22 protein-coding genes are annotated in these 25311 nt (G+C 42.3%); 8 read left to right on the forward strand and 14 right to left on the reverse strand.

Going from position 1 to position 25311, the window contains the following annotated elements; genetic code table 11:
• Positions 1–73 precede the first annotated feature (73 nt).
• Both ABIC84_RS04425 and ABIC84_RS04430 read right to left on the reverse strand, forming a co-directional pair.
• Entirely contained in the window at positions 74–1834 is a 1761-nt protein-coding gene (locus ABIC84_RS04425) for an ABC transporter ATP-binding protein (protein ID WP_426588143.1), read from the reverse strand.
• Between the two features lie 33 nt (positions 1835–1867).
• Positions 1868–3622 (reverse strand): ABC transporter ATP-binding protein, encoded by a 1755-nt coding sequence (locus tag ABIC84_RS04430; RefSeq protein ID WP_429262780.1) that lies wholly within the window; start codon positions 3620–3622, stop codon positions 1868–1870.
• Positions 3623–3869: 247 nt separating this feature from the next.
• Here ABIC84_RS04430 and ABIC84_RS04435 point away from each other — a divergent pair, with 247 nt between their 5' ends.
• From ABIC84_RS04435 to ABIC84_RS04455, 5 genes are all read left to right on the forward strand, one after another.
• Positions 3870–4502, forward strand: a complete 633-nt coding sequence (locus ABIC84_RS04435) for a MarR family winged helix-turn-helix transcriptional regulator (RefSeq protein WP_429262781.1) — start codon at positions 3870–3872, stop codon at positions 4500–4502.
• 28 nt (positions 4503–4530) lie between these two features.
• Complete coding sequence (locus ABIC84_RS04440; RefSeq protein WP_426588149.1) at positions 4531–5130, forward strand: GNAT family N-acetyltransferase; 600 nt, start codon at positions 4531–4533, stop codon at positions 5128–5130.
• Positions 5131–5235: 105 nt separating this feature from the next.
• Positions 5236–5925, forward strand: coding sequence for an ABC transporter ATP-binding protein (locus ABIC84_RS04445; RefSeq protein ID WP_429262782.1), 690 nt, complete (start codon positions 5236–5238; stop codon positions 5923–5925).
• A gap of 4 nt (positions 5926–5929) precedes the next feature.
• A complete protein-coding gene (locus ABIC84_RS04450; protein WP_429262783.1) occupies positions 5930–8488 on the forward strand; it encodes an ABC transporter permease in 2559 nt (852 codons plus the stop codon).
• A gap of 20 nt (positions 8489–8508) precedes the next feature.
• Positions 8509–9195: an arylesterase gene (locus tag ABIC84_RS04455; protein WP_429262784.1), complete on the forward strand. Its 687-nt coding sequence runs from the start codon at positions 8509–8511 to the stop codon at positions 9193–9195.
• Positions 9196–9252: 57 nt separating this feature from the next.
• On the opposite strand, the gene ABIC84_RS04460 is transcribed toward ABIC84_RS04455, so the two are convergent.
• Together ABIC84_RS04460 and ABIC84_RS04465 are read right to left on the reverse strand one after the other, a co-directional pair.
• Positions 9253–10266, reverse strand: coding sequence for a LacI family DNA-binding transcriptional regulator (locus ABIC84_RS04460; RefSeq protein ID WP_429262785.1), 1014 nt, complete (start codon positions 10264–10266; stop codon positions 9253–9255).
• Between the two features lie 190 nt (positions 10267–10456).
• Positions 10457–11260, reverse strand: coding sequence for a hypothetical protein (locus ABIC84_RS04465; RefSeq protein WP_429262786.1), 804 nt, complete (start codon positions 11258–11260; stop codon positions 10457–10459).
• 275 nt (positions 11261–11535) lie between these two features.
• Between ABIC84_RS04465 and ABIC84_RS04470 the strand changes: the two genes are divergently transcribed.
• The gene (locus tag ABIC84_RS04470; protein ID WP_429262787.1) at positions 11536–12843 is read left to right on the forward strand and encodes a PQQ-dependent sugar dehydrogenase; all 1308 of its coding nucleotides are present in this window, start codon (positions 11536–11538) and stop codon (positions 12841–12843) included.
• A gap of 252 nt (positions 12844–13095) precedes the next feature.
• On the opposite strand, the gene ABIC84_RS04475 is transcribed toward ABIC84_RS04470, so the two are convergent.
• The 9 genes from ABIC84_RS04475 to ABIC84_RS04515 all read right to left on the reverse strand — a co-directional run bounded on the left by ABIC84_RS04475 (position 13096) and on the right by ABIC84_RS04515 (position 23819).
• A complete protein-coding gene (locus tag ABIC84_RS04475) occupies positions 13096–13566 on the reverse strand; it encodes a RidA family protein (RefSeq protein ID WP_090526214.1) in 471 nt (156 codons plus the stop codon).
• A 45-nt stretch (positions 13567–13611) separates the two neighbouring features.
• Positions 13612–15345 carry a carboxypeptidase-like regulatory domain-containing protein gene (locus ABIC84_RS04480; RefSeq protein WP_429262788.1) on the reverse strand — a complete coding sequence of 578 codons (1734 nt, stop codon included), beginning with the start codon at positions 15343–15345 and terminating at the stop codon, positions 13612–13614.
• Positions 15345–16307 (reverse strand): FecR family protein, encoded by a 963-nt coding sequence (locus ABIC84_RS04485; RefSeq protein WP_429262789.1) that lies wholly within the window; start codon positions 16305–16307, stop codon positions 15345–15347. The genes ABIC84_RS04480 and ABIC84_RS04485 overlap by 1 nt, the downstream gene beginning before the upstream one ends.
• 1 nt (position 16308) lies before the next feature.
• Positions 16309–16914: an RNA polymerase sigma-70 factor gene (locus ABIC84_RS04490; RefSeq protein WP_429262790.1), complete on the reverse strand. Its 606-nt coding sequence runs from the start codon at positions 16912–16914 to the stop codon at positions 16309–16311.
• A gap of 241 nt (positions 16915–17155) precedes the next feature.
• Positions 17156–19525 (reverse strand): response regulator, encoded by a 2370-nt coding sequence (locus ABIC84_RS04495; RefSeq protein ID WP_429262791.1) that lies wholly within the window; start codon positions 19523–19525, stop codon positions 17156–17158.
• 295 nt (positions 19526–19820) lie between these two features.
• Positions 19821–21677, reverse strand: coding sequence for a glycoside hydrolase family 35 protein (locus ABIC84_RS04500; protein WP_429262792.1), 1857 nt, complete (start codon positions 21675–21677; stop codon positions 19821–19823).
• 278 nt (positions 21678–21955) lie between these two features.
• On the reverse strand, positions 21956–22183 hold the full coding sequence (locus tag ABIC84_RS04505) for a sigma-70 family RNA polymerase sigma factor (RefSeq protein WP_429262793.1): 228 nt from the start codon (positions 22181–22183) through the stop codon (positions 21956–21958).
• A gap of 8 nt (positions 22184–22191) precedes the next feature.
• Positions 22192–22809, reverse strand: coding sequence for a sigma-70 family RNA polymerase sigma factor (locus ABIC84_RS04510; RefSeq protein ID WP_429262794.1), 618 nt, complete (start codon positions 22807–22809; stop codon positions 22192–22194).
• Between the two features lie 11 nt (positions 22810–22820).
• Entirely contained in the window at positions 22821–23819 is a 999-nt protein-coding gene (locus ABIC84_RS04515; RefSeq protein ID WP_426588176.1) for an NAD-dependent epimerase/dehydratase family protein, read from the reverse strand.
• Between the two features lie 148 nt (positions 23820–23967).
• Between ABIC84_RS04515 and ABIC84_RS04520 the strand changes: the two genes are divergently transcribed.
• Positions 23968–24441: an Lrp/AsnC family transcriptional regulator gene (locus tag ABIC84_RS04520; RefSeq protein ID WP_090525447.1), complete on the forward strand. Its 474-nt coding sequence runs from the start codon at positions 23968–23970 to the stop codon at positions 24439–24441.
• A 10-nt stretch (positions 24442–24451) separates the two neighbouring features.
• Here the strand turns inward: ABIC84_RS04520 and ABIC84_RS04525 are convergent, their stop codons facing one another.
• Complete coding sequence (locus ABIC84_RS04525) at positions 24452–24760, reverse strand: hypothetical protein (protein WP_091162842.1); 309 nt, start codon at positions 24758–24760, stop codon at positions 24452–24454.
• Positions 24761–24991: 231 nt separating this feature from the next.
• On the opposite strand from ABIC84_RS04525, the gene ABIC84_RS04530 reads away from it, so the two are divergent.
• Positions 24992–25267: an ArsR/SmtB family transcription factor gene (locus tag ABIC84_RS04530; RefSeq protein WP_426588179.1), complete on the forward strand. Its 276-nt coding sequence runs from the start codon at positions 24992–24994 to the stop codon at positions 25265–25267.
• The last annotated feature ends 44 nt before the right edge of the window (positions 25268–25311 follow it).

Genomic DNA, 25311 nt, shown 5'->3' on the forward strand with positions numbered 1-25311 from the left:
TGCCCTCTCAACCTCATTCATGTTATCATCTGTTATTTATTTTATAATAGCCCAAGCATTTAACAATAAAAGATCAACTAACTCTTTTACCTTGAAGCAACAGATCCATAGCGTCGTCAAATGATCCTGCCCTGATCACCTCACCCGAGTTTACAAAAAAGATCTCATCGGCATTTTCTATCGTATTTAAACGGTGCGCTATGATTACCCTCGTGGTAGTTTTTGGCAGGTTATCCAAAATATCGCTCAGCAATTTTTCGGTAATGGTATCAATATTGGCCGTGGCCTCGTCTAATATCAGGATCTCCGGATTGCGCAGCACTGCACGCATAAACGCAATTAGCTGTTTTTGGCCTAAACTGATACTGTCCCCTCCTGATAAAACTTTGGTGTCCAACCCTTCTTCAAAAATCGCCAGCAGGCTGCCCAGGTTAGCATCCCTGATCACCTGTTCCATTTCTTCGTTAGTATGATCTTTAAAAAGCTCGTTGCCATAGAGGATATTATCCCTTACCGTACCGGTAAACAGGAACGGCTCCTGTAAAATAAAACCTATTTTTCGGCTGCGTTCCTCGGCCGTAAAACTCCTGATATCTTTCCCGCCAAGTAATACCAACCCTTTAGTAGGGTCATACAAACGTGCTATTAATGAAGCCGTTGTTGTTTTGCCGCCACCGGTGGGGCCAACTAAGGCATAGGTTTTACCTTGCTCAAGCTTAAAACAGATATTATGGAGAATCTCCCGGCTTTCATCGTAACTAAAATGCACATGCCTGAATTCCAGTAAAGCGGCATCGGGGTCGTTAATACCTGCTTCAAGTACGGGCAAATCGGTTTCGAGAGATAAAATCTGAGAGATCCTGTCCCAGCCGGCCATTGCCAGTTGAAAGTTTGTCCAAAGTGCAGCCAGCTGCCTTAAAGGGTTATAAAAGTTGGTTACATAGGTAAAATAAGCCACCAACATACCGATTGTAAAAGGACTATTTTGTATGAGGTAGATCCCGAAACATAATACTATTAATTGACCTATACTCGCAAATAAACCGTAAAGCGGTATAAACACGTTATTAGCGAGGCCCGATCCTATAGCTGTTTTATAGTTTTCATTATTGACCGTATTAAACCGTTTTCTGAAGTAATCACGACGGTTGAAAGCGATGATCACTTTAAAATTATTAATACTCTCCTGTATTTCCCCACTTAATGCCCCTGTACTTTTTAAGTTCGCGGCGTTTTTTCTTTTTATCCATGGAGACAACACCAAGGTTAAAAACAGGATAACCAACGCCGGACATAACGTGGCTGCTCCAAGTTCGATATTAATAGCCAGCAAAAAAATACCGGCGCCAATCATGATAGAGATATTGCCGATGAACTGCATCAGCGACTGCGAGAAAAACTGGTTAAGCTTATCGGTATCGTTGTTAACCCTTGAGATCAGGTCACCGGCCTTATTTTGATTAAAAAAAGCTACAGGCAATTGCTGTAATTTATTAAAGATGGAATTACGCAGGGTAAACAACATTCTTTGCCCTACCCCTCCCATCAATGTAGTTTGCTTGTAACTTGTAAATAATGCTACCAGGTACATACAAAACAAAATGGCTGCATTATGTAAAACACCATTAAAGTCTTTATGCTGTACATATTTGTCGATGGTATGCCCAATTATGAGTGGCCCAAGCAAGTTGAGTGATGAATTGGTAAGGATTGCAAAAAAAGCGATGATAAGCGTACGCTTTTCGTGGGTAATAAGCTGAAACAGTTTTTTTAACCCGGCCAGCGTAGAGGTTTTGGGTTGACTTTTACCTAATTGGTTAAGATCGTAGTTCATTGTAATGAATATTTTTTCAGGTACCACCGTAATTTAGTGATTAACCCCTTGTTCGTAGTTGCTGGTACTTTGCTGCGAGTTGAAGATCTGCACATAATCCGGACTGGTTTTCATTAACTCATCATGTACGCCGGTGGCCACAATTTCGCCCTGCATAAGCAGGATGATCTGATCGTAATGCTCAACAGAAGCAATTTTCTGAGTAACCGATATCAATGTTAAACCCGGATAGTTCTTTTGAACATTGGCGAGGATCTTTCGCTCTGTATTGTTATCAACCCTTGCGGTAAAATCATCAAGCAGTAAAACCTTCGGATTAACCGCAAGCGCCCTGGCCAGCATAATACGCTGTTTCTGACCACCCGAAAGGCTTGATCCCCGTTCGGAAACAATGGTGCTTAACTTATCAGGCAGGCTATCGATAAATGTGCCTAATTCAGCCGTTTCAATCGCTTTTTGAAGCGATTCGTCAGTCACCGTGTCGCTGAAAGCGATATTTTCACGAATGCTCATATTAAAGATAATGCTGTCCTGGAAAACAAAGCCAACCTGCCGGTGAAAGGTTTCACTGTCATATTCGGCAAGGGCTTTGCCGTCAAACAACACTTCACCTTCGGTAGCATTGATCAAGCCGGTGAGCAGGTACAATAATTGCGTTTTACCGGCAGATGTAGGCCCGATGATTGCGATTTTTGAACCCGCCTTAACTTTAAATGAGATGTTTTTCAGCGCCGATTTTTGGCCGTAGCTTATTGTGACGTTCCTCAGTTCCACATCGCCGTGCAAAGTATCCTTTAACGGGCCACCGTCGGTAACATCCGGCGCATTCAAAACCATGCTGATCCGGGTGAATGAAGCAGTAGCCTGGGCTATCAGGTTGCTCATGAAACCTAAAATGAATATCGGGAATATCAATAACGACAGGTAGCTGTTGAAAGCCGCGAAACTACCCAGGGTCATGCTGCCGCTGATCACGAAATGCCCGCCCATTACCAAAATGGTAAAAGCTGCCATATTAGCCGTAAACGTCACAATGGGAATGAGCCCGGCAAAAAAGCCGAGGATCTTTAAGCCGTAATCTTTTGCTTCGGTATTGGCCGCCAGGAATTTATTGTATTCCAACTGCTGCGAGTTGATCACCCTGATGAGTGCTGCGCCAAGTATGCTCTCGTTAATTACCTTATTAAGCTGATCGATAACGCCACGGCTTTTTATAAACAAGGCGCGCACGTTTTTCAAAACGTAAAAAAAAGTACCGCCAATGATGGGAATAATAGTGATCACAACCAGCGCAAGTTTCCAGTTAATGGTGAGCAGCATCACACTGCAGCCAATAATAATAAACAGCGATGATACAATAGAAACCAAAGCCTGCGATACAAATAGTTTGATCGAATCGATATCCGAAGTTAGGTTGGTTAACAGTTTTGATGGATTTGCCTGTTCGATAAAAGCGTGGGTTTGGCGGGATATTTTATCAGCCAGTTGCTGCCTGAGATCACGCGCTACCTTTTCAGATGCATATATCTGAACAATTGCCTGTAAGCCAGCAAACAAAAATACCACAATTGTTGCCGTCAGGAATTTGGCCATAACCTCGTTTATCACAAAAAGATGATTGGAGTAGGCATCAATACCGTTAGCTATAATTTTAGGCAGCCAAAGGTTCATAGCGTTGCCCAGTAAAGCAAATAACAGTAACAGCGCCACAAGCCCTTTATATGGTTTCAGCAAACTAAATACGCCGGGAGGTTTACTGTTTGTTTTTTTTGTAGGATCAGGTTGCATAGTGATCTTGATTTATAATTCTCTTTTGCGGGTATCAAATCGCGCTTTTATTATAGTTGACGACTCAGCCTGCAAAACATTTTTATTTCAATCTAAAATTATCGAAATAAATCAGAACAGAACGGCAAGCCATTCTCGTTTTCCATATATTTCTATTTCGATATAGTTTGGCAAATATATTTCTATTTAGGAACAATTAAAACATTTTAGAAATAAATTTATAATTTTACACCCAAACCGTAATAAAATGAAACCAATAGTGCAATTAGTTGATGAATGGGCTGCTTTTGAAGAAGTAAGTGAACAACCTACTGTAGAAGCGTTTTGCAGATATTATCTGCAAAAGCAACGCCCGGAACCTAAACAAGCCGGCAAAAAAGGTGAGCGCATCATGAACGGCGCATACCTGCTTAAAACCCTCGGCCGCATCCTGAGCGCTTATTCGCTTTATTTCCGGTCGGCAGTTAACCACATCGGCATCCCTCCTGCCGAAAGTTTCTATTACCTGAACGGTTTACTTCACCTTGGTGAGGTAAGAAAAAGCGACCTGATCAACTATATGTTTGCTGAAACAACAACCGGCATGGAAGTCATTAACCGGCTCATCCGGGAAAACAAGATAGATGAACGGACCTCGCCCGATGATAAACGGGCTAAGCTGATCAAAATAACCGAGAAGGGTATTTCGGCCCTTGACGAATATTATAAGATCTCTGGAAAAGTGGTTGAAATGACCTTCAAAGGTATTGACGATGATATCTTAACCGACTGTTACGAAATGCTCAAATATTGTGAGCAGCGGAACTCCGCTATTGCCATCGAACTAAAAAATAAACCTTTTGACCAGATGTATGAGCTTGCAATGGCCGATAAAGTTTAACTTCAATATCAGGTAATAACAATTAACGATGAGCACTGCATTTAACCCCGAAACAACCTATGTTTTAGAAGATGAGAGGGTATTATTACGCCCTTTACAGGAAACTGATCTTCACTACCTGCTCCCTTTCGCCATCAACGAACCCGATACCTGGAATTATTCGCTCGCAAGTGCCGCCGGTGAGGATGGCATGCGAGCTTATATCAAAGCAGCTGCTAATGGCCGCATTAAAGGTAGGGAATATCCTTTTATAATTTTTGATAAAGCAAGCGGCGGATACGCAGGCAGTACCCGTTTTTATGATATTCAGCCTGCCTATCAAACCTTACAGTTAGGCTATACCTGGTATGGCGAAAAGTTCAGGGGTACGGGACTTAATAAACATTGTAAATTTTTGCTGCTTCAATTGGCTTTTGACCAACTGGGAATAGAGCGTGTGGAATTCAGGGCCGATGCTCGAAACGAGCGAAGCATAGCTGCCATGAAAAGCATTGGTTGTACAGTTGAAGGCGTTTTGCGAAATCATACACCTCTCGCCGATGGCAGCCGCCGCGACTCGATAGTGCTGAGTATTTTAAAAGACGAATGGGAAAATAAACTAAGAGACAGCTTGAAAAGCCGCCTTTAAACTCAATGTCAGCTAAAAGTAAAGATGGCATAATACTTGGACATTCAATGGCCGGGCGTGGTAACAACCCCGGCTTTTTTGTATCTATACCATAAAAAAACATCTGTGGACAATATCCTCAATATCTCTGATTTAAGTAAAACATACCAAAGTGCCGGTCGTACGCTCACCGTGCTCGATCAAATAAATTTCTCAGTCGCAGTAGGTTCAACCAATGCCATAGTCGGGCCATCAGGCAGCGGAAAAACCACCCTGCTTGGCCTTTGTGCCGGGCTTGACCGTTCGACTTCAGGTACTGTTGAACTCAACGGTATTAACCTTAACAAGCTTACCGAAGATCAGCGTGCACAGGTACGCAATCAGCATGTAGGTTTCATATTCCAGAATTTTCAGTTGCTACCTACGCTAACTGCGCTCGAAAACGTTATGGTGCCACTTGAGCTTAGAGGCGAAAAAAACATCAAAGCAAGAGCTTTGGATCTGTTGGATAAAGTAGGCCTATTAGAGCGTGGCCATCATTACCCGCTCCAGCTTTCGGGCGGCGAGCAGCAACGTGTATCATTGGCTCGTGCTTTTTCAAATGCCCCCCGGATCCTCTTTGCCGACGAGCCTACGGGAAACCTCGATGCAGAAACCAGTGACAAGGTGATCAAACTCATTTTCGACCTAAATAAGGAAGCGGGTACTACACTTGTAGTGGTGACCCATGATCTTGAATTGGCAGCCAAAACCCAGCGCATCATCAGGATCAAAGGCGGCAAACTGATTTCTGACGAAAAAACCATTAACGGATAAGCTAATGGACAATACCGCTGTTGATTTCAAAAGAAAAATAAATATCCCCTGGCTGTTTCGGATGGCATGGCGCGATAGCCGGCGCAACCGTTCCCGGCTGTTCCTTTTTATATCGGCTATTGTGTTTGGGATTGCTGCATTGGTGGCTATTTATTCGTTCAAATACAATGTACAAAATGATGTGAACGACCAGGCAGCTACGCTCATAGGTGCTGATCTGGCGATATCCGGAAATAAACCCGTAGATGATAAGTTAAAACACCTGCTCGATTCACTGGGTGATGAACGTTCGCAGGAACGGAGCTTTGCATCCATGCTTTATTTTCCGCGTACAAAAGCCACCCGGTTGGTACAGATCAGGGCATTGCAGGGAGGTTTCCCCTACTATGGTGCTTTAGAAACCACACCCGAAGCAGCCGGAATTAATTTTAAGCAGGGAAAAATGGCCCTGGTTGATAAAACCCTGATGCTTCAGTTTAATGCTAAAGTCGGTGATTCGGTAAAGGTGGGAAACCTCAATTTCCTGATTGCCGGGATCCTGAATAAAGCACCGGGCCAAAGCGGTGTAATGGCGGGTATTGCCCCGGTAGTTTATATCCCCATGCAGTACCTGGAGCAAACCGGGCTTGTAAAAATTGGCAGCCGGGTTAATTATAGTTTTTATTATAAGTTCAATTCATCCGTAAATGTAGATAAGCTCAGCAAAAAAATCGACCCAATACTCGACAGAGCAGGAATGCGCTTTGAAACCATCGAAACCAAAAAAGACAATACCGGCCGCGCCTTTGGCGATCTGAGCCGCTTTTTATCGCTGGTTGGTTTTGTAGCCTTATTGCTGGGTTGTGTTGGGGTAGCCAGTGCTATTCATATTTATGTGAAAGAGAAAATTGCATCAATAGCTATTATGCGCTGTTTGGGAGTTAAATCATCCGAAGCATTTTTAATTTACCTGATACAAATTGTTGGCATTGGCATCATTGGTTCTGTTACCGGGGCAATATTGGGTACCGCTGTTCAACATTTGCTCCCGCTTGTATTTAAGGATTTTCTGCCTTTCACCATCTCCGTAAAAATATCATGGATGGCTATTGGCCAGGGCATTTTGCTGGGTGTGATCATCTCCATCCTGTTTGCTTTACTCCCTTTAATCTCCGTACGCAATATCTCGCCGCTCAATACGCTTCGTATCTCGTTTGATGAAAGTGGCAACAGGCGTGATCCTTTGCGTTGGCTCGTGTATTTGCTGATACTGGTATTTGTGATAGCATTTACATATTTACAATTAGACAGCGTCATTGGCAGTATCCTGTTTACACTTGGAATTTTAATTGCATTCATGATCCTTACGGCGACAGCTTGGTTATTGATGCGCGTTACTAAATCCATTATTAAAGGCTCCTGGAGTTATTTATGGCGACAAGGATTTGCCAATTTATACCGTCCAAATAATCAAACAATTATTCTTATCGTATCAATCGGTTTAAGCACCATGTTTATCTGCACACTTTATTTTGTGCAAACGTTATTGGTACAGCAGGTTAATCTTTCAACCAGCGGCAATCAATCAAACATGATCCTGTTTGATATCCAGAACAGTCAGGAAAAAGGCGTTGTGCAATTAACAAAGCAACAGGGGCTTCCGGTATTGCAACAAGTACCAATTGTAACCATGCGCATTGAACAAATTAATGGTAAAACCGCGGCTGATCTTACAAAAGACAGCACCATCAAAATACAGCATGGTGTATTTGCCTGGGAATACCGGGTAACCTTCAGGGACTCGTTAACATCTTCAGAAAAATTACTGAATGGCAAATGGATCGGTAAAGCTGATCCCTCTAAAGAAATCCCGGTATCCGTTGAAGAAAATCTATCAAAAAGGGGAAACCTTAAAATAGGTGATAAAATAGTATTTAATGTACAGGGGGTACAAATGCCGGCCTATGTGGCCAGTATCCGTAAGGTTAACTGGGGCAAGGTGCAAACCAATTTCCAGGTAGTTTTCCCAAAAGGTATATTGGAAGATGCGCCGCAATTTCATGTATTGATGACGCATGTGCCCTCAAACAAAATATCGGCAGCTTTTCAGCAGTTGGTAGTGCGCACCTATCCCAATGTTTCTATTATCGATTTGGGTTTAATTTTGAGCGTTGTTGATCAATTGTTGAGCAAAATAAGCTATGTTATCCGTTTCATGAGCGCGTTCAGTATTATAACAGGTATTGTGGTACTGATAGCATCTGTACGGATCAGCAAATATCAGCGCATACAGGAAAGTGTTTTATTACGTACGCTTGGTGCAAGCCGTAAACAAATATTCACTATAACAGCGTTAGAGTACTGGTTTTTGGGTAGCCTGTCGGCCTTAACCGGAATCCTGATAGCTTTTGCGGGTACTTATTTCCTGGCAAAATATAGTTTTGAAATACCATACAGTGTGAACATATTACCGGCACTTGTACTATTTTTAATAGTAAGTTTGCTGACTGTTGTTATTGGCTTACTGAACAGCCGTGGAGTGTTAAACAAGCCGCCGCTTGAGATTTTAAGAACAAACGCCTGAGCGCATTGTATTTATTTTATATGAACAAAGTTACATTAAGCGGTATCTTGCTTGCGGCCCTCACAATGGCAGGTTGCGGCGATGGCGCTAAATCATCAAACAATGATCAGGCGCAAGCTGCCACTGAAAATGCCAAAACCGATTCGGCATCAAAGAAAATTGTTTTGTTTTTTGGCGATAGCCTCACTGCCGGGTACGGCCTCGATGATCCTGCAGATGCATTTCCCGGCGTTATCAGTCGCCGGGTTGATTCATTAAAATTACCGTATAAAGTAATAAATGCCGGACTAAGCGGCGAAACTACCGCAGGCGGCAATGGCCGCATAGACTGGCTGTTAAAGCAAAAAGTAGACGTTTTTGTATTAGAGCTTGGCGCCAACGATGGCCTTCGTGGCATCCCGGTAAGCGAAACCGCCAAAAATCTTCAGTCCATAGTAGATAAGGTAAAAGCCAAATATCCTGATGCTAAACTTGTTTTGCTGGGCATGCAGGTACCGCCGAACATGGGCGCCGATTATACCGGTAAGTTTAAAAACGTTTTCCCCCATCTGGCTAAAAAAAACAATATGGCCCTTGTCCCCTTTTTATTGCAAGGCGTTGGAGGCGTACCCTCACTTAACCAGGGCGATGGCATCCACCCTACCGCTCAGGGTGCAAAGATTGTAGCCAATAATGTTTGGGCTATATTGAAAGATGAATTGAAATAATCAATCGTTCAGGACGTGATGCATCATCACCCTGAATTCATTCTGCAAAATAGTTCATTAGTTTGATGAATCCCTGATAATTAGTTCGGTTGCTAATGTTATGTGTTGATTTTTTTCTTCGGGGACAGCTGTGTTAAGCCTTTCCATCAGCAGCTTGATCACGTTGTCGGCTATTTCGTCAATTGGCTGAGCTATAGCGGTAACAGCTGGGGTATACAATTCAAAAAGTTCGTAATCGTCAAACGCGATCAAAGCAATATCACCCGGTATATTTTTACCTGCCTTACGGATGGCCTTCAAGCCGCATTTGCCCAAATGATTATTGGCGAACAGAATGGCATCGACATCTTTATTTTTTTCCAGGAAGTTTGTCATTAACTTAAGCAGTTCCTGAACAGTAGTGTGAAAATCGACCTCGGTTATATTGGGTTTTAATTTGCTTTGGTGCATGGCTTTTTCATAACCTTCAAGCCTTTCTATCATTTGAGTTTGGATAGAGCTGTAAGTTATAAAAGCTATATTTTTATGTCCTTTATCAATAAGGTACTGTGTGGCGTTAAAGGTGCTGAACAGGTTATCAACCACTACATAGTCGGTAGCTACTTTAGGCAGGTAGCGGTCAAAAAGTACCACAGGGAAACCATCTTTGATCAAATCGCTGATATCCTCTTCAATATTATCGGGCGGGGTAATAATGTACCCATCAACATGCCTGTCGCGAAACATAGCTATCAGTTCGCGCGTTTTTTGCGTATCGTTATCTGTACTGCTGTAAATGATCTTATAACCGTTTTGGTAAGCAAGGTCCTCTATGCGGCGGGCTATTGTGGCAAAAAAATGATTGGAAATATCCTGCACCAGCAAGCCGATGATATTTGATTTGCCGGTGCGTAAACTTTTGGCTAACGAATTGGGTTTATAACCAACCTCTTTCACATATTGAAGTACGCGCTTCACCAACTCATCGCTGATGCGTTTTTCCTGCGCGCGACCATTAAGGATAAAAGATACCGTAGTTTTAGATATATTAAGGCTATTGGCAATGTCAACTATAGATAATTTCTTCTTCAAGGATTTAGTATTTTAAAACCAAATATATAATATAAATAGTAATGCTAAACAGGTTTAGTAGATAATAAATGGTTTATATTACTTATTAATTAATGCATGCAGGATAACTCAAAAATGCACAACAATATATAAACAAAAAAGATCGCCCATAACAGGCGACCTTTCAGTTAATATATAGGGAGTTAGAATATTAAAACCTGCGCATGCCCCGGCCGTAATTTCCATTTTGAGAAAAACGCTCACCACCATTGCCCCTGTCATAACCGCCGCCGTTTGATGGTCGGCCACCCCAGTTGCCGCGATTGTCATGACCGCCATGGTTATCATTGTTGCCATTGTTAGGCTGTCCGTTACCCCATCCGCCATGGTTACCATGGTTGTCATTGTCAGATTGGTTTCCATTACCCCAGTTACCACGGTCATGATTACCGTTGCCCCAGTTATGATTATCTCTGCCACTTCCCCAGTTACCACGGTTATCATACGGATTAGGTCTTCTGCCCCAGCTTCCACGGTCACCACCCCAACCCGGGCGATAAGCATAGCCGCCTGCAGGCCTTCTGTCAAAACGGTGTCTCCAGTTACCACGGTCGCCCATGTAACCGCCCCACCTTTGCCTGTAAAAATCGTGACGCAAGTATGGTCGTGGCGCTCTTACCTCGTATCGTACAGCAGTACGCCAGTTATAGTCACGGTAAGCGCCTGGCAGATAAGCACAGCTTACCCAGCGGCTGCCGTCATTGTAGTAGTAGCATCCTGCACCTACATTATAGTAAGCTTCTACTTCCGGTAAATAGTAATAATCATCGTCGTCACTAACATTTACGTTATCATCATAAACAGGCTCTTCTTCTACTACGGGCGGAGGAGGGGCAGGTACGTAAACGCGATGAGCGGGGATATTGATACCAAATTGTATAGATACCTGTGCGTTGGCTTTACTGATAAATAAGCTTCCGGCTGCTATTGCTGATAATATGGCTAACTTCTTCATAATTGTAAATTTTATATAGTTAGGACGATATCTATCTGCAATGGTTTAATCAAACACAGCATTATATGTCGCAACATTAGTTAATTAATACTATGTTTTACCCGCAAGCCATTTAACCAAATTTTATTTCAAACAATTAAAGCCGCAATCTATTGTTGCCAAATTTTATTAATTGATATGGTTAAATAAAAAACAACATTGTCACTCGATTACTACAAAAGAGATTTTAGGATTATCGGTATATTTACTTAATTTGATAACCATTAATCTTTACCATGAAAAACCGCAAATTATTACGTTCCATATTGCCCGTAGTTGCTATGGGAGGTATTATGTTTATTACAGCCTGCAAAAGTAATAGCGACTCAAAGAAAACTGCTGATAGCACTTCTACCCCTGCTCCATCAACAGAAAACGCGGGTATTAAAACTCCAGAAGGCTTTAGCGCCAGTATTATTGCTGAAAAACTTGGTGGTACCCGCCATATTGCCATTACACCGCAAGGCGACATCTATGTAAAGCTTACCAATGTTAAAAACAACAAGGGGATATTAATGCTTCACGAAGATGGCGGCAAGGCTACCGTAAAGAACAGCTTTGGCGCTTATAGCGGCACAGGTATGTCGATTAAAAACGGATACCTGTATGCATCGTCGGATGAAGAGGTTTTTCGTTATAAACTGAACGATAAGGGCGAGGTGATCAATCCTGATCAGCCCGAAAAAATAGTGACCGGCCTTATTAGCCGCCACGAGCACGAAGCTAAGGCCATAACGCTTGATAACGATGGCAACATTTACGTAAACATTGGCGCTTACTCAAATGCCTGCCAGGTTGAAGACCGAAAAAAGGGTTCCCCGGGCCAAAAAGGCTGCCCTATTTTAGATTCGGCCGGCGGCATCTGGCAGTTTAAAGCAGATAAATTGAACCAGCATTATGGCGATGGTATGCGTTATGCCACCGGTCTGCGTAATGTTGTAGGTATCACCTGGAATCAGCAAAACAACCAGCTTTTTGTAATGCAGCACGGCCGCGATCAGCTTTTTGAATTCTATCCACAATATTTCACTGCTAAACAATCGGCCATGTTACCTGCCGAGTGTATGTATGCGCTTAAAAAAGGAGATAATGCAGGCTGGCCTTATATGTATTACGACCAGGAACAACATAAAAAAATGCTGATGCCTGAATATGGCGGCGACGGCAAGATTGAAGGCGGAAAAGATGCTATCGACCCCGCAGCTGCTTATCCGGGCCACCTTGCCCCTAACGGCCTGTTATTTTATACCGGCGATCAGTTCCCCGCGAAATATAAAAATGGTGCATTCATCGCTTTTCATGGTTCATGGAACCGCGCACCTGAACCGCAGGCTGGTTACTTCGTGGTATTTCAACCATTTAAAGATGGCAAGCCTGATGGTCAGTGGGAAGTTTTTGCCAACGGCTTTTCTGGCTCTGCTGCTAATACAGCTTCAGGTGCTGCGGCCCACCGTCCATGCGGCTTGGCGCAAGGCCCGGATGGCTCACTTTACGTTACCGATGATGTAGCTGGAAATATTTATAAAATCACCTATAAAAAATAATAACGGACTAAAAAAGCTCTCATTTTATTATTCATAATCTCACTTACAAGTATTGCCTCACAGGCATAAACAAGGCATAAAAACCGGCGACAAGGAAACCTGTCGTCGGTTTTTTTTAAATTAATGGCCTTTGGCAATAAGGCAATACGGTAACTACTGCACAGGTAAAGGCAGCAAGGGTTGTCAATAAAAAATGGTAACACGTAAATCAGCCTGCGAAGTTTTTAAAACTTCGTAGGCTTAATATTAACCTCACTTCTTTTTGATAACAGCCGTCGCTTTTATCTCAATTAAAATATCATCCCTGAAAAGCTTGCTTACCTGCACCAGTGTACTTGCCGGTGGTTGCTTTGTATTCACATATCTATCCCTGATATTACGAACTACCTGCACCTGCGATGCGTCTATGATATAGTAGTTCAACTCAACCAGATCATTCATGGTCCCGCCTGCAGCCTCAACAATGTTTTTGATATTGGCAAAAACCTGCTCAGTTTGGCTCGCGAGATCACCTTTGCCGGCAAGCTTGCCGGCCTGATCCAAACCAACCTGACCCGACATGATCACCATTTTATTTTTACCCAGATCAACAATTACAGCGTGAGAATAGCCAAATGGCTTACCAACTGTAGATGGGTTTAAGAAAGTTACGTCTTTATTCGAATCCTGGGCAAAACAAGCTGACGATGCGCAGAACAAAATGAGATAAAGGAGTTTTTTCATCAGGTGATTATTGATTTGCACAAATTTGGACATATTAAAGCACACTTACAATATCGTGATACCGGCCGACCAACCGATCCAACCTTTTGTGCGGTTACCCCAATCAATCAAACCGGGTTTGTTTTTTATGATCTGCTGAATATCGCTGTCTCCGGGATGATTGCCATAATTAGTGTAAACATTAAACGACGGCCCTGCAAAGAAGCTAACTTTTGAACCTGCCCTGAAATTGAGCAACGCGCTTACCCGGTTTATCTGATTTTGGTTTTTCCATCCTTTTGCCAATAGTAAGTGAGTCGAACCTTCAGCTGACAGTGACATATTGTTATTGAAGATAAAATCGTGACCTAAGCCAAAACCTGTGCTATAATAAACATGCTTATCTGTAAAATTAACGCCGCCTGATATGATGGAATACAGTTTAGCATTCCCCGATTTAAAGGCGATGTTTGTTGTAGTGATCTCGTTACTGTACACTTCAATTTTAGCATATCCATTACGCGAAATATTCAATAAGCCGATGCCATAACCATCAAGCGTATCGGCAATATTTACCATAGCAAATGACACGCCTTTTATCACCCGGGCGTTATTAAAAATTCCTGCTACCTGTATTCCGCTTGCTTCGTTGCCTGTAACATTGGCTATCCCTGCGATACTAAAACCTTTGTTGTTTTTCCGGGTGTAATTGTAAATACCTGCCGCCTGGATGCCTTTGCTATTGCTCACGTGGTTAAAGATCCCGGCAAGCTGAACGCCTTTAAGACTGTCTTTTACCATATTATATATACCAGCCGCCTGGATACCTTCTATGTTTTTCTGGTCGTTATTATTAATGCCGGCCAGTTGAACGCCTTTGCTGTTACCCCCAACAATATTAAAGAGCCCGGCGGCCTGTACATATTTAACTTCCTGTTTGTTGATATTAAACAGTCCGCCAAGTTCAACGCCATTAACGCCACCGTTATATCCCCCTAAAATATTGAGCGAAAAGTTATTGACTATTTGCCCGCTCATCATACCATGGCTTCCTAAACTTGGTAAAAGCGAGGTTTGTACCGGAACCGTTGAAAGATATCCACCTAAATTAAGGTTCTGTATTTTCTGGCCGGATGAAAGGAACATTCTGCCCAGCCAGCTCCTGTCTGATTTTGAATTTGCGGCATCGGCGCTGTAATAATATTCGCGTGACTTTATGGATACGTTTACATTATTTAAAAAATTGATACTGGTGTCACGATATAGCTCCTTACTTACATTAAGTGTAATCATACCATTGGCTTTTATCTTGAGCTGGAAGTAACCGTTCTGATCGGTAAGGGTTGATTCCAGCGAATTTTTTTCATAAACACTGGCATTGTAAAGTTTTTTACCGGTGATATCATCATACACGTACCCGCTGATGTAATAAACATTGCCTGGCCCGGCCAGGGTATCAGGCACAAGGGTTAACCTGTACGGGGTAGGCCGGAGAATAATATATCCCGGCGACTCCTTATAATCAACCCTGCCATGAAACAGCTCATCAAGTAAGTTTTTGATCGTTTGCCCGGATGATACTATGCTCACCACACTATCGGTTTTGATGACATCATTGCTGTACGAAAAATAAAACTTCCCTTTTTCGCCGATAATGGTGAGGATCTCGGCTATCTTTTTTTGTTTAACATTGAGCGCTACAGTACGGTTCAGGTTATCCTGCGCCAGCGCATTGGTAATGAGCAGGCAGCCCGCCAACACGAGCATTACATAAAATAATATGCTTAGTTTCTTTTCCATCAGTTTTTGATTATGATGAGATGAGGTTTTTTGACCACTTTGACATCGCCAAGGGTTTTGCTTATGACCTCTAATATCCCATCAAGTGAATCTGCTTTAAATGTGGTTGTTATAGTCCTGTTAGCCAGCTTTTTATTATCTATAACAATATTTGCGTGATAGGCTTCATTAAGCACATCCACAAGCCGCCACAGTGGTGTTTTATTGGCTACGAACTTTTGGGTACGATAATAATTATATAGCTCATCCTGGCTGCTGCCTTTCTGCAGGCGGCCACTTTGTACCGATGCTTTCTCCTTAGGTTTTAGTTTCACCACTATCTCCTGCTGAATTACCTGCACAACGCCGGTTTCAACAATAACCTCGGTATTGGGGCCGGTAGTTTTAATATTGAACGATGTACCTACCACCTTCACAACCAGGTCATTTACGTGGATCATAAATGGTTTTGATTTATCATGAGCCACATCAAAAAAGGCTTCCCCTTTTAATGATATTTCCCTGGTATCGCCGGTAAATCTGTCCGGGTAATTCAACACCGAGTTTTTATTCATGGTGATCAATGATCCATCTGATAAGGTAACCTTGCGTACTATATTACCGCTTTGTAGTGCAAGCATATTAACTTTTACCGGCTTGAATACGGCGTACAAGATCCCCGCACTTCCCAATATCACCAGCCACATAGCTGCCATTTTAAGCCAGCGGTTTACCGGTTTTAAAGGTTTAATTGTAGCCGGTGCTTTATCCCTGTTTTGCACCAACTGTTTAAATTCGATCCATGAAGCATCGGGATCAAGCTTACTTTCTATATTAAGTTCGCGGCTGGTATCCCAGATCAGTTTAAAATGATCAAAATACTTTCGGTTATCGTCATTTTCACCAAGCCAGCGGTTGATGGTTTCGTTCTCAACCGGCGTGGTCTCGTTCAGCATGTATTTGGTTAATAAATCGTCCATCATGTTAAATAATATTAAAAGTCCGGCTGATAAGCCAAATGATCAACGGCAGGTAATCAACTAATTTGAGTCGTAATGTTTTTAGGGCCTTGCCCATCTGGTTCTCTACCGTTTTTATGGAGATTCCTAATTCATCAGCAATTTCCTGGTATTTTAAATCCTCAAACCTGCTCAGCTGAAACACTGTGCGGCATTTTTCGGGCAGGTCATTTAATGCCTGTTGTAATTTTTCTTTGAGGTCAAGCAGTTCCATACCGGCGCCTCCATCAACTTTATCTTTCGTCATATACAGTACGTGCTGCTGGTGGTTAACCTTTACTTTCTGGTGCCTGAGGTTATTGAGGCATTCGTTATAAACCGCGCCATACAAGTAGGCTTTTATCGAACCGGTGAAATTCAACCGCTCCTTTCGTTCCCAGAGCCGCATAAAAACGTTTTGTACCATCCCCTTCGCCGTATCTTCATCTCTTAAAATAGAGACAGCATACACATGCAACGGCCTGATGAAGTGCTTATATACCTTTTCAAAGGTTGCTTCATCGCCCGAGAGCAGCAGCGGGATCAATTGTTCGTTATTTATATCCAAAATATGATCAGTTTGGGTTAACATTCAATTAAATCTTAATGCGGTAATTAATGGTTGTAAGGATGTTTATCCATTTATTTTCCTCAATCATCCGCCTGGCCCAATTATTATCGGGAGAATAAATAAAAGTAATAAGAAGTAATAAGGAAGCTAATCTGTTCATTTTAGTAAAATTTATCCTGAAACACGCCAGGATCATTTTACCCCTATGAGTAAATGAAATTTTTATTTAGAAAATAAACAGGAAGTTTGATTCAGGAACATCTTACACATGCTCCTGCTTAAAAACGTGGTGCAATACTTTACTATGTAGTTCATCTGGTAAAAAAGGTTTCATCACAATATCGTCAAAACCTGTTTTATAAGCTTCGTCCTCTACATCTTTGGGAAGATTGGCGGTAAGCGCTATAATGGGGATATTTATACCGTTCAATCTCATTTTTTTTGTGGATTCATACCCATCCATCACAGGCATTTGCAAATCCATCAACACAAGACGATGTTTTGACGTATCCAGCTTGTCAAGTGCTTCTTGCCCGTTGGTTGCCACATCCGTAGTGGCGCCCCAACGTTTTAAATAAGTTTGCGCTACCAGCACATTCATCGGGTTATCATCAACCAGCAAAATAGAGATCCCGCTCAGGAGCTTATCATTTGCATCGGATTTAACGTTGACATTAATTGCCTCCGATATTTTACCCGCTTTTTCAAAGGTTTTAATAAAATAAAATACTGAGCCCACTCCTTCCTCACTAATTAACTGCAAGGACGATTCCTGTAACTCCAATATTTTTTTACTGATTGCAAGACCTAAACCTGTCCCCCCAAAACTGCGTGATATGGACGAATCAGCCTGGGTAAAGCGTTCAAATATGAGTTTCTGTTTGCCACGGGGAATACCGATACCAGTATCTTTAACAAACACCATTAATGTAGCCGTAGTTTCGGTTTGTTCTTTCACCTCAATCCCTAACACAACCTCCCCGCTTGGGGTAAACTTTATGGCATTATGAACCAGGTTAGTAATTACCTGCGATAAGCGGGTGGGGTCGCCAAGCAGTTTATGCTGCAATTTCTTATCAAAATCAAGGCGTAGGGTTATATCCTTATCGTGCGCTACTGTTTGCAAACCACCTACTACATTACGGGCAAGTGCAGCCAGGTCCATTTCAATGCTTTCAAAAGTTATCTTCCCGGCTTCTATCTTGTTATAATCCAATACATCATTCACTATTGCCAAAAGATTATTAGCCGAAAAAAGCATGACGTTGAGATGTTCGATCTGATCCTTGCGTGGCTCGTTCTTAAGCAGCAAATGGCTCATCCCTATTACCGAATTGAGCGGTGTCCGGATTTCATGGCTCATCGTGCTCAAAAATTCACTTTTAACCTTCAAACCCTGTTCAGCTTCGGCCCTTGCCTTTTTCAATACAAATGATACCCGGTGCGCTAAAACAAGCGACTGCAAAAAGAAAAAAGCGATATATCCTAAAAAACTAACCAACTGCAGCGGAGGTATTAATGCCCAGTAATGAAAAAGCGATATCGCAAATACCGACATTAAAGCAAACGCGCTCATTAAAGCATAAACAGATCCAGGCCTGTTATTGCGCCAGGCTTTTGAGTATACATAAGGAATATAAACCAGGCAAAACAGCATCACTGCTAAAAATGGGTTCACGAGCTGGGTAAAAATCCAGGGAGGACTAAATAATGTCATTAAAGTGAACGAAAAGCAAATGCCGTTAATAATATTTACAACCCGGCGATTTACATCTGCCGGATATAAGTATAACGTATAAAGCCCAAACAGCCCTATCCCTAAAAATAAGCTCATATATTCCAGCCGGGCCGTTATGTACCAGTTAATATTAGGCAATAAGGTGTGCAGCACATAGTTATCTGTACCTATGATCCGGTAACTATAAACTATAGAGAACAGGGCAAAAAGTAAAATGGCTTTATCACGGCTGCCCAGCAGGTATAAACCAAGGAAAAACAATCCCCCCATCAGTAAACAGCCCGTCAGCATCAGATCAATACCTTCGGCGCGATGCCGGGCCAGATCAATTCTTTCCGCAAGCCCTATGAAAATGGGTTTACTAATCCCTCCTTTACTGTGTATAAAATTGGAAACTTGTAATGTGATATTGATGGTATCGCTGTTGGGCAGGGCAACAGCATGATATTCCCAATGTGCTTCAAATCCCTTTCGGGAAGTAGTTGCTTTCCCATTTGACGATACTAACTTTTTGTTAATATAAAGCCTGTACGCGCTGTAAACATCAGGCATGGCCAGCTTTAATTCGCCGTGTTTTTGGGGAAGTAAAATTTTAAGCCGGTAAGTACCATAGCCAAACGCAGGTAGCTTTTTGCCCCGCCAGGTATACCCACTCCATTTAAATGGAAACTCAACCAAAAGCCTGTCCTTAATAGCAGTAGTGTCATTGGGATTTACTAATTGGTTCCAATAGAACAGCCAGTTTCCGGTCAGTTCAATTTTATCATTGACAGGCTGATTACGAAGATCGAGTACGCCGTGCACCGCGGCTACATAGGTATTTTGTGCAGATACCCTTGCTTTGGTTCCGATCAATAATATAAATACAACATATAGAACCTTACTGATCTTCATCGATTTACGGCACCTATTATCAAACCAAAAGCTTGTAAACTGTTTCGTTCAGAAATATGAAACAGGATTATTTTCCTTAATCTAACTTAGAATTTCATAATTAAGTGTGAATATAACAACCCGTACCAATATTTAGAACTATTATTAAGGCTTATCTATTGATATAAACGATAGGTTAAATTACCCATTATGTTTAAATAGTAATAGTTAAATATTAAAACTCAACCCTGTTGAATAACAGCCATAAAAAAACGACAGGATAGGTTCCTGCCGTCATTCCTTATGTTAAATTATATTATTTACTTACCGGGCCATCTAATACCGGCACGGTTACCGTAGCGATCTCTGTTTGCTGGATATCATTCAACTGATCAAGTACAACGATACTGTTTGTACCTTTTTTAAGCCAGCACCCTGGCAAATAAAGCGTTTGCTGTGGCCCAATTTTCCAATAGCGGCCAATGTTGATCCCATTTACGAATACTATACCTTTACCCCAATTCTTCATGTCTAAAAAAGTATCTCCCACTTTATTCAGGTCAAATGTTCCCTGGTAAAGTGCTGGATGGCCCGCTGTGTTTGTTGTGCCTGCCCCGAGCGCCGGTGCTTTATCCATAGGTAGCTTATACATTTGCCAGTTGCCTGTAATTTCATGATCGTCAACCTTCACCGGGCTAATGATTCCTTTAAGATTGTGAATGATCTCGCCACCGTAATTGATCCTGCCAAGGTTTTCAACCAAAATATCCAAACGCGCATTAAAAGGAATATTTATAGGGCAGCTGAATTTATTGCTTTGCCTGTTAAGCTCCGCAATTTTTTCGCCATTTATATATATGGTTGCATAATCCCTCAAACCTTCCAGGTTTAAAGTGCCGCTGACAGGTTGGGTAAATTTACGGCTGTATAATACATAGCCATTGCCCTGGTTAAGCTCTTCAAATGTTTGCGGGGTATCGCTTTCTACTGCCTGCTGATCTTTCGCCATCTCCAGCAAATCGGTTGTTTTGGTAAGCTTAATAGCCGGAATACGGATCCCAGGGAGCTGCGCAGGCACTTCAGGAATAGCATAAGCTGCATACTTTTTCATCAGGTTGCGGATAGCTGTAAACTTGGGAGTTACCCATCCTGCCTCGCTGATAGGGGCGTCATAATCATAGCTGGTGATATCCGGCTGAATTTGATGTTCCTTGTCATAATTAGCACCGCTTGTGAAACCAAAATTGGTGCCACCATGTGCCATGTATATATTAAATGATACGGTATCTTTCAAGTACTTCTCCAGGTCTTTAATTACCGAGGTCTCGGATACTTTTTCAAATTTCTCGCCCCAATGGTCAAGCCAGCCAGGATAATATTCGGCCACCATATAAGGGCCTTTTCCTCCGTTATATTGGTTAATGAGCTTCTTCAAATTTTTGGTATCACCTTCGCCATTGGCAGTTGGCAATGCCCCTTTAATTACGCCGCCTTCAAACAACCAGTCGCCATCAGAAGTAAACAATGGCACATCAACGCCCGCTTTTAAAAGCAGATCTTTTATAGCTGCGCTGTAAATTTTATGATCGGCAAGCGGCACATCCTTACGCTGGGCTACATATGATCCAAATTCATTTTCGGCCTGAACCATGATTATTGGCCCGCCATGGGTTATTTGCAAGTCTTTAACCTGCCCCATCAACTGGTTAATATAAGTTTTGCATGAATCAAGGAAGCGTTCGTTTTTACTGCGGATAACCAATTGTTTATCATTTTGGAGCCACCAGGGATAGCCGCCAAATTCCCATTCGGCACAAGCATAAGGCCCCGGCCTTAATATTACCATTAAGCCCTCCTGCTGTGCGGTTTTTACAAACTCGCGGATATCGCGGTTATCCGTTTTAAAATCCCATACACCCGGACTGACCTCATGATGGTTCCAGAAAACGTAAGTAGCAACCGTATTCATACCCATTGCCCTGAGCATTTGCAGGCGCTGCTTCCAGTAAGCTTTAGGGATTCTTGCAAAATGCATTTCGCCCGAGTGGATTTGGATGGGTTTTCCATCATAAATAAAATTGCCATCAGCAATTTTAAAACTATGTTTCGCCTGGCTAAAAACCTGTGAAATTGTGAGGGTTAGCAATAATAAAGAGAGGAGTATTTTTTTCATTTGCATTTGTAGGGTTGAACATGATTGACCGTATATTAAGTGTACCGACCATGATGTTTTTAAGTTCCTAAATTATAAAGGTTAAATAGGAATGCCTAATTTCCTGCGATCTTAATTTAGCGCAAACGTTTGCTTAATTCAGCGAATGCAAGATAAATGGTTCAGGAGCTCATTTTAGTCGCAAATTAGCCCTGAATAATGGGCTAGTGAAGTTAACAAACAAAGGATAAAGCACCGAAAGAAATTAAGACACAGAAAATAAATCCCTACCCTTTATCTTAAATTTCAAGTTTTTGCAAATTAGCACTTTCCCTAAGCTTGTCAATAGCCCGGTTTCTTAGCTGCCTCACCCTTTCTGCGCTAATACCAAGCCGGTTACCGATTTCGGGAGCCGAGAGTTCACTGTGCCCGTCCAGACCATAATGATAAAACACAACAGATCGTTCAGCATCGTTTAGCTTATTAAGCAAATCATCAAGCTGTTGTTTAAGTTGGTAAGCTTCCAAAAGGCCTTCTATTCCGGGTCATCTGTATGTAAACGATCAAGCAGGCTGTATCCGTCATTGCCGGGTGTATCGGCTTTATCATACGAATGAGTAAAAGGAGCCACATGTAAAGCTTCTTTTACTTTCCATTCAGCAGTTTCCAGGAATGCCGCTATTTCATCCTGGACGGGCAGTCGCTCAAGTCGTTGTTCCAGAACCCCTGTAGCCCTGTTAACATGAACAATCATATCCACCTGGTTGGCAGGCAGGCGGATCATCCGCGTTTTATCCAACAGCGCTTCCATGATTCGCTGCCTGATCCACCAAACTGCATAAGATATAAACTTGAAGCCGCGGGTTTCGTCAAACCGTTTCGCAGCTTCAAGCAAACCCAAATTACCTTCGCTTATCAGGTCGCCCATGGGCATGCCCTGGTGCTGATACTTTTTTGCCACGGAAACCACAAAACGCAGATTGGCCTTTACCAACCTATGCAAAGCCGACAGATCTCCCTGCCGGATCTTCCGAGCTAACAGAACTTCTTCTTCCGTATTGATAGTTGGCTCGCGGGCAATATCACTAAAATACTTTTCCAGCGAAGCAGCATCCCGGGCTGTGATCGATTGGGTAATATTCAGGTCTCTCATTAAACCCTTATTTAACTCACTGCGGCAGTATTGCTGTTATTTTTATAAACAGGCGTAAGATGACCGAGCATATCTGCAGTCATAGTAGCAAGATCATATTCAGGACGCCAGTTCCAGTCGCGCCTTGCTTCAGCATCCTCAACACCGGCGGGCCATGAGTTTGCAATGGACTGGCGCTTGTCGGTGTTATAACTAATGGTAAAATCGGGCAGGTGATTTTTCAACTCTACGGCAAGCTGAGCAGGTGTAAAACTTAAAGCACCGATATTATATGCTCCGCGTTCTTTGAGTGCTTCCACGGGCGCGTTCATCAGTTGAAGTGTAGCCCTTACCGCGTCATCCATATACATCATAGGTAATGCGGTGTTGGGGCTTAGGTAGCATTCGTAACGTCCATTCTGCAAAGCTTCGTGAAATATAGCTACTGCATAGTCTGTAGTGCCCCCGCCAGCAGGAGCACTGTAGCTGATCAATCCCGGATAACGCAAGCTGCGTACATCCACCCCATAATGCTCCCTGTAATAGGCGCACCACTGTTCACCAGCTTCCTTACTGATACCGTAGACCGTTTGCGGATCAAGCAAAGCATTCTGGGAGCTGATCTTACGTGCTGTTGATGGCCCAAATACGGCAATACTGCTCGGCCAGAACACTTTATCCAATTTATGATCTTTGGCTGCTTCCAATATATTGAGCAGGCTTTGCATGTTCAGGTGCCATGCTTTTAGCGGGGCCTCTTCTCCTTTGGCAGATAAGGTAGCTGCGAGGTGATAAATTTGAGTTACTCCATAGGTAGCAACCAGATTTTCCAGCTCATCTTTACCTAATACATTTAACTGGTGATATGGCCCCTCTAAATCCGGGAGTGCCGCAGCATCATGCAAGTCAGTGGCAATTACTTGTTCCCTGCCATAAACATTTCTTAAAGCGGCAACCAGTTCGGTACCGATCTGCCCCCGGGCACCCGTAACAAGGATTACCGGGGACGGTTGATTTTTTTCGTACTTCATAGTATTATGACGTAAAATTGTATATTCACAACCTCATAATCCACACAGCACTTAAAATTTAGTTTTTAAGACTAAAAATATTCTTAAAAACAGGTTTTAAAACTTTTTGTAAATATTTAAAGCTTATATTTTAGTTTTTATAACTCTTATGCTCAACCAACTCGATGAAACAGATATCCGCATACTCCAGCTTTTACAGGAAAATGCACGCCTTACCGGCCAGGAGATAGGCCTTAAGCTTAACAAAACCACTACTCCTATTAATAACAGGATCCGTTCGCTCCAGGAGCGAGGCTATATAAAAAAATATGTTGCGGTGCTTGATCATGAAAAGCTTGAGCTGGATTTCATGACCTTTACGCATGTGCAACTGAAGGACCACAGCCAGCACAGTTTAAGTCATTTTGAAAGTGAGATCATTAAACTTCCGGAAGTGCTGGAGTGCTATCATCTCACCGGCGATTTTGACTTTATACTTAAGGTAACCGTAAAAGACCGCAAAGAGTATTATGATTTTTTGATGAACCGGCTTTTCGCGGTTGTTGCTATTGGCAAGGTAGAAACCAAACTCGTGATGAAAGCTGCGAAAACAGAAACGGCATTACCAATCGGCAAACAGTAGTTTTAGTGCATTAAAAATAGGTCTCCGTAGACGCCACAAGCGAAAGCAGCTCAAGCTTAGGTTCGACTTCTAAATCACTGGCCTCAAGTTCGTCAGCAAACTTATGGAACGAAGCCAGCCCTTGTAATACAAGGTGGGCTTCTTCATTTTCGAGCTGATCGAAATGCATGAATGTTTTACCGTCGGGCAATAGCCATGCTGTATATTTAATACCGGGATGATTTAAAGTTTTCAACTCTTCAACAATGGCAGCGATGTTCCGCTGATTGGTGGCCGCAAACTCCGCGCGCGTGGTGTATTGTACTCTTACTACTTTCATACGATAAAATTAAGATCAGCACGATCACTATTAAACAGGCAAATGTGCCAACAAACGGGGGTGTTTGTGACAAAATGAAACACAGGAGAAGCATCTCTCCTCCATTAGGCCTGCCCATATATCCTTTTATTGTCATTTATATGCTTTAAATACATAGAAACATTTCTATATGTTAATATTATTTTACCTTTACATTATAACGTTGATTACATATAATTGACGGCAAAAAAAATGGACAACAAAAAAATAGAGAAAATATCCAGGGCGCTGAGCGATGCAAACCGGATAGCTATTTTACAACAGTTTAAAAAAAGGAAAGATTGCCTTTACTGTGCAGAGGTAAACGACCTCCTTGACCTTACCCAACCTTCCGTATCACACCATCTTAAACAGCTGGTTGATGCCGATTTATTGTTATCACAAAAAGAAGGCCGCAACCTTAAATATGTATTGAACCAGCGGGTACTTGATGAATACATTGCCTGCCTAAACGAATTGAAAAGTTAAGTATTAATATCTTCTGATTTAACCCGCTATTTCAAAGCAAAAAA

The organism is Mucilaginibacter sp. 3215 (genome assembly GCF_050433785.1).
Lineage (GTDB): Bacteria > Bacteroidota > Bacteroidia > Sphingobacteriales > Sphingobacteriaceae > Mucilaginibacter.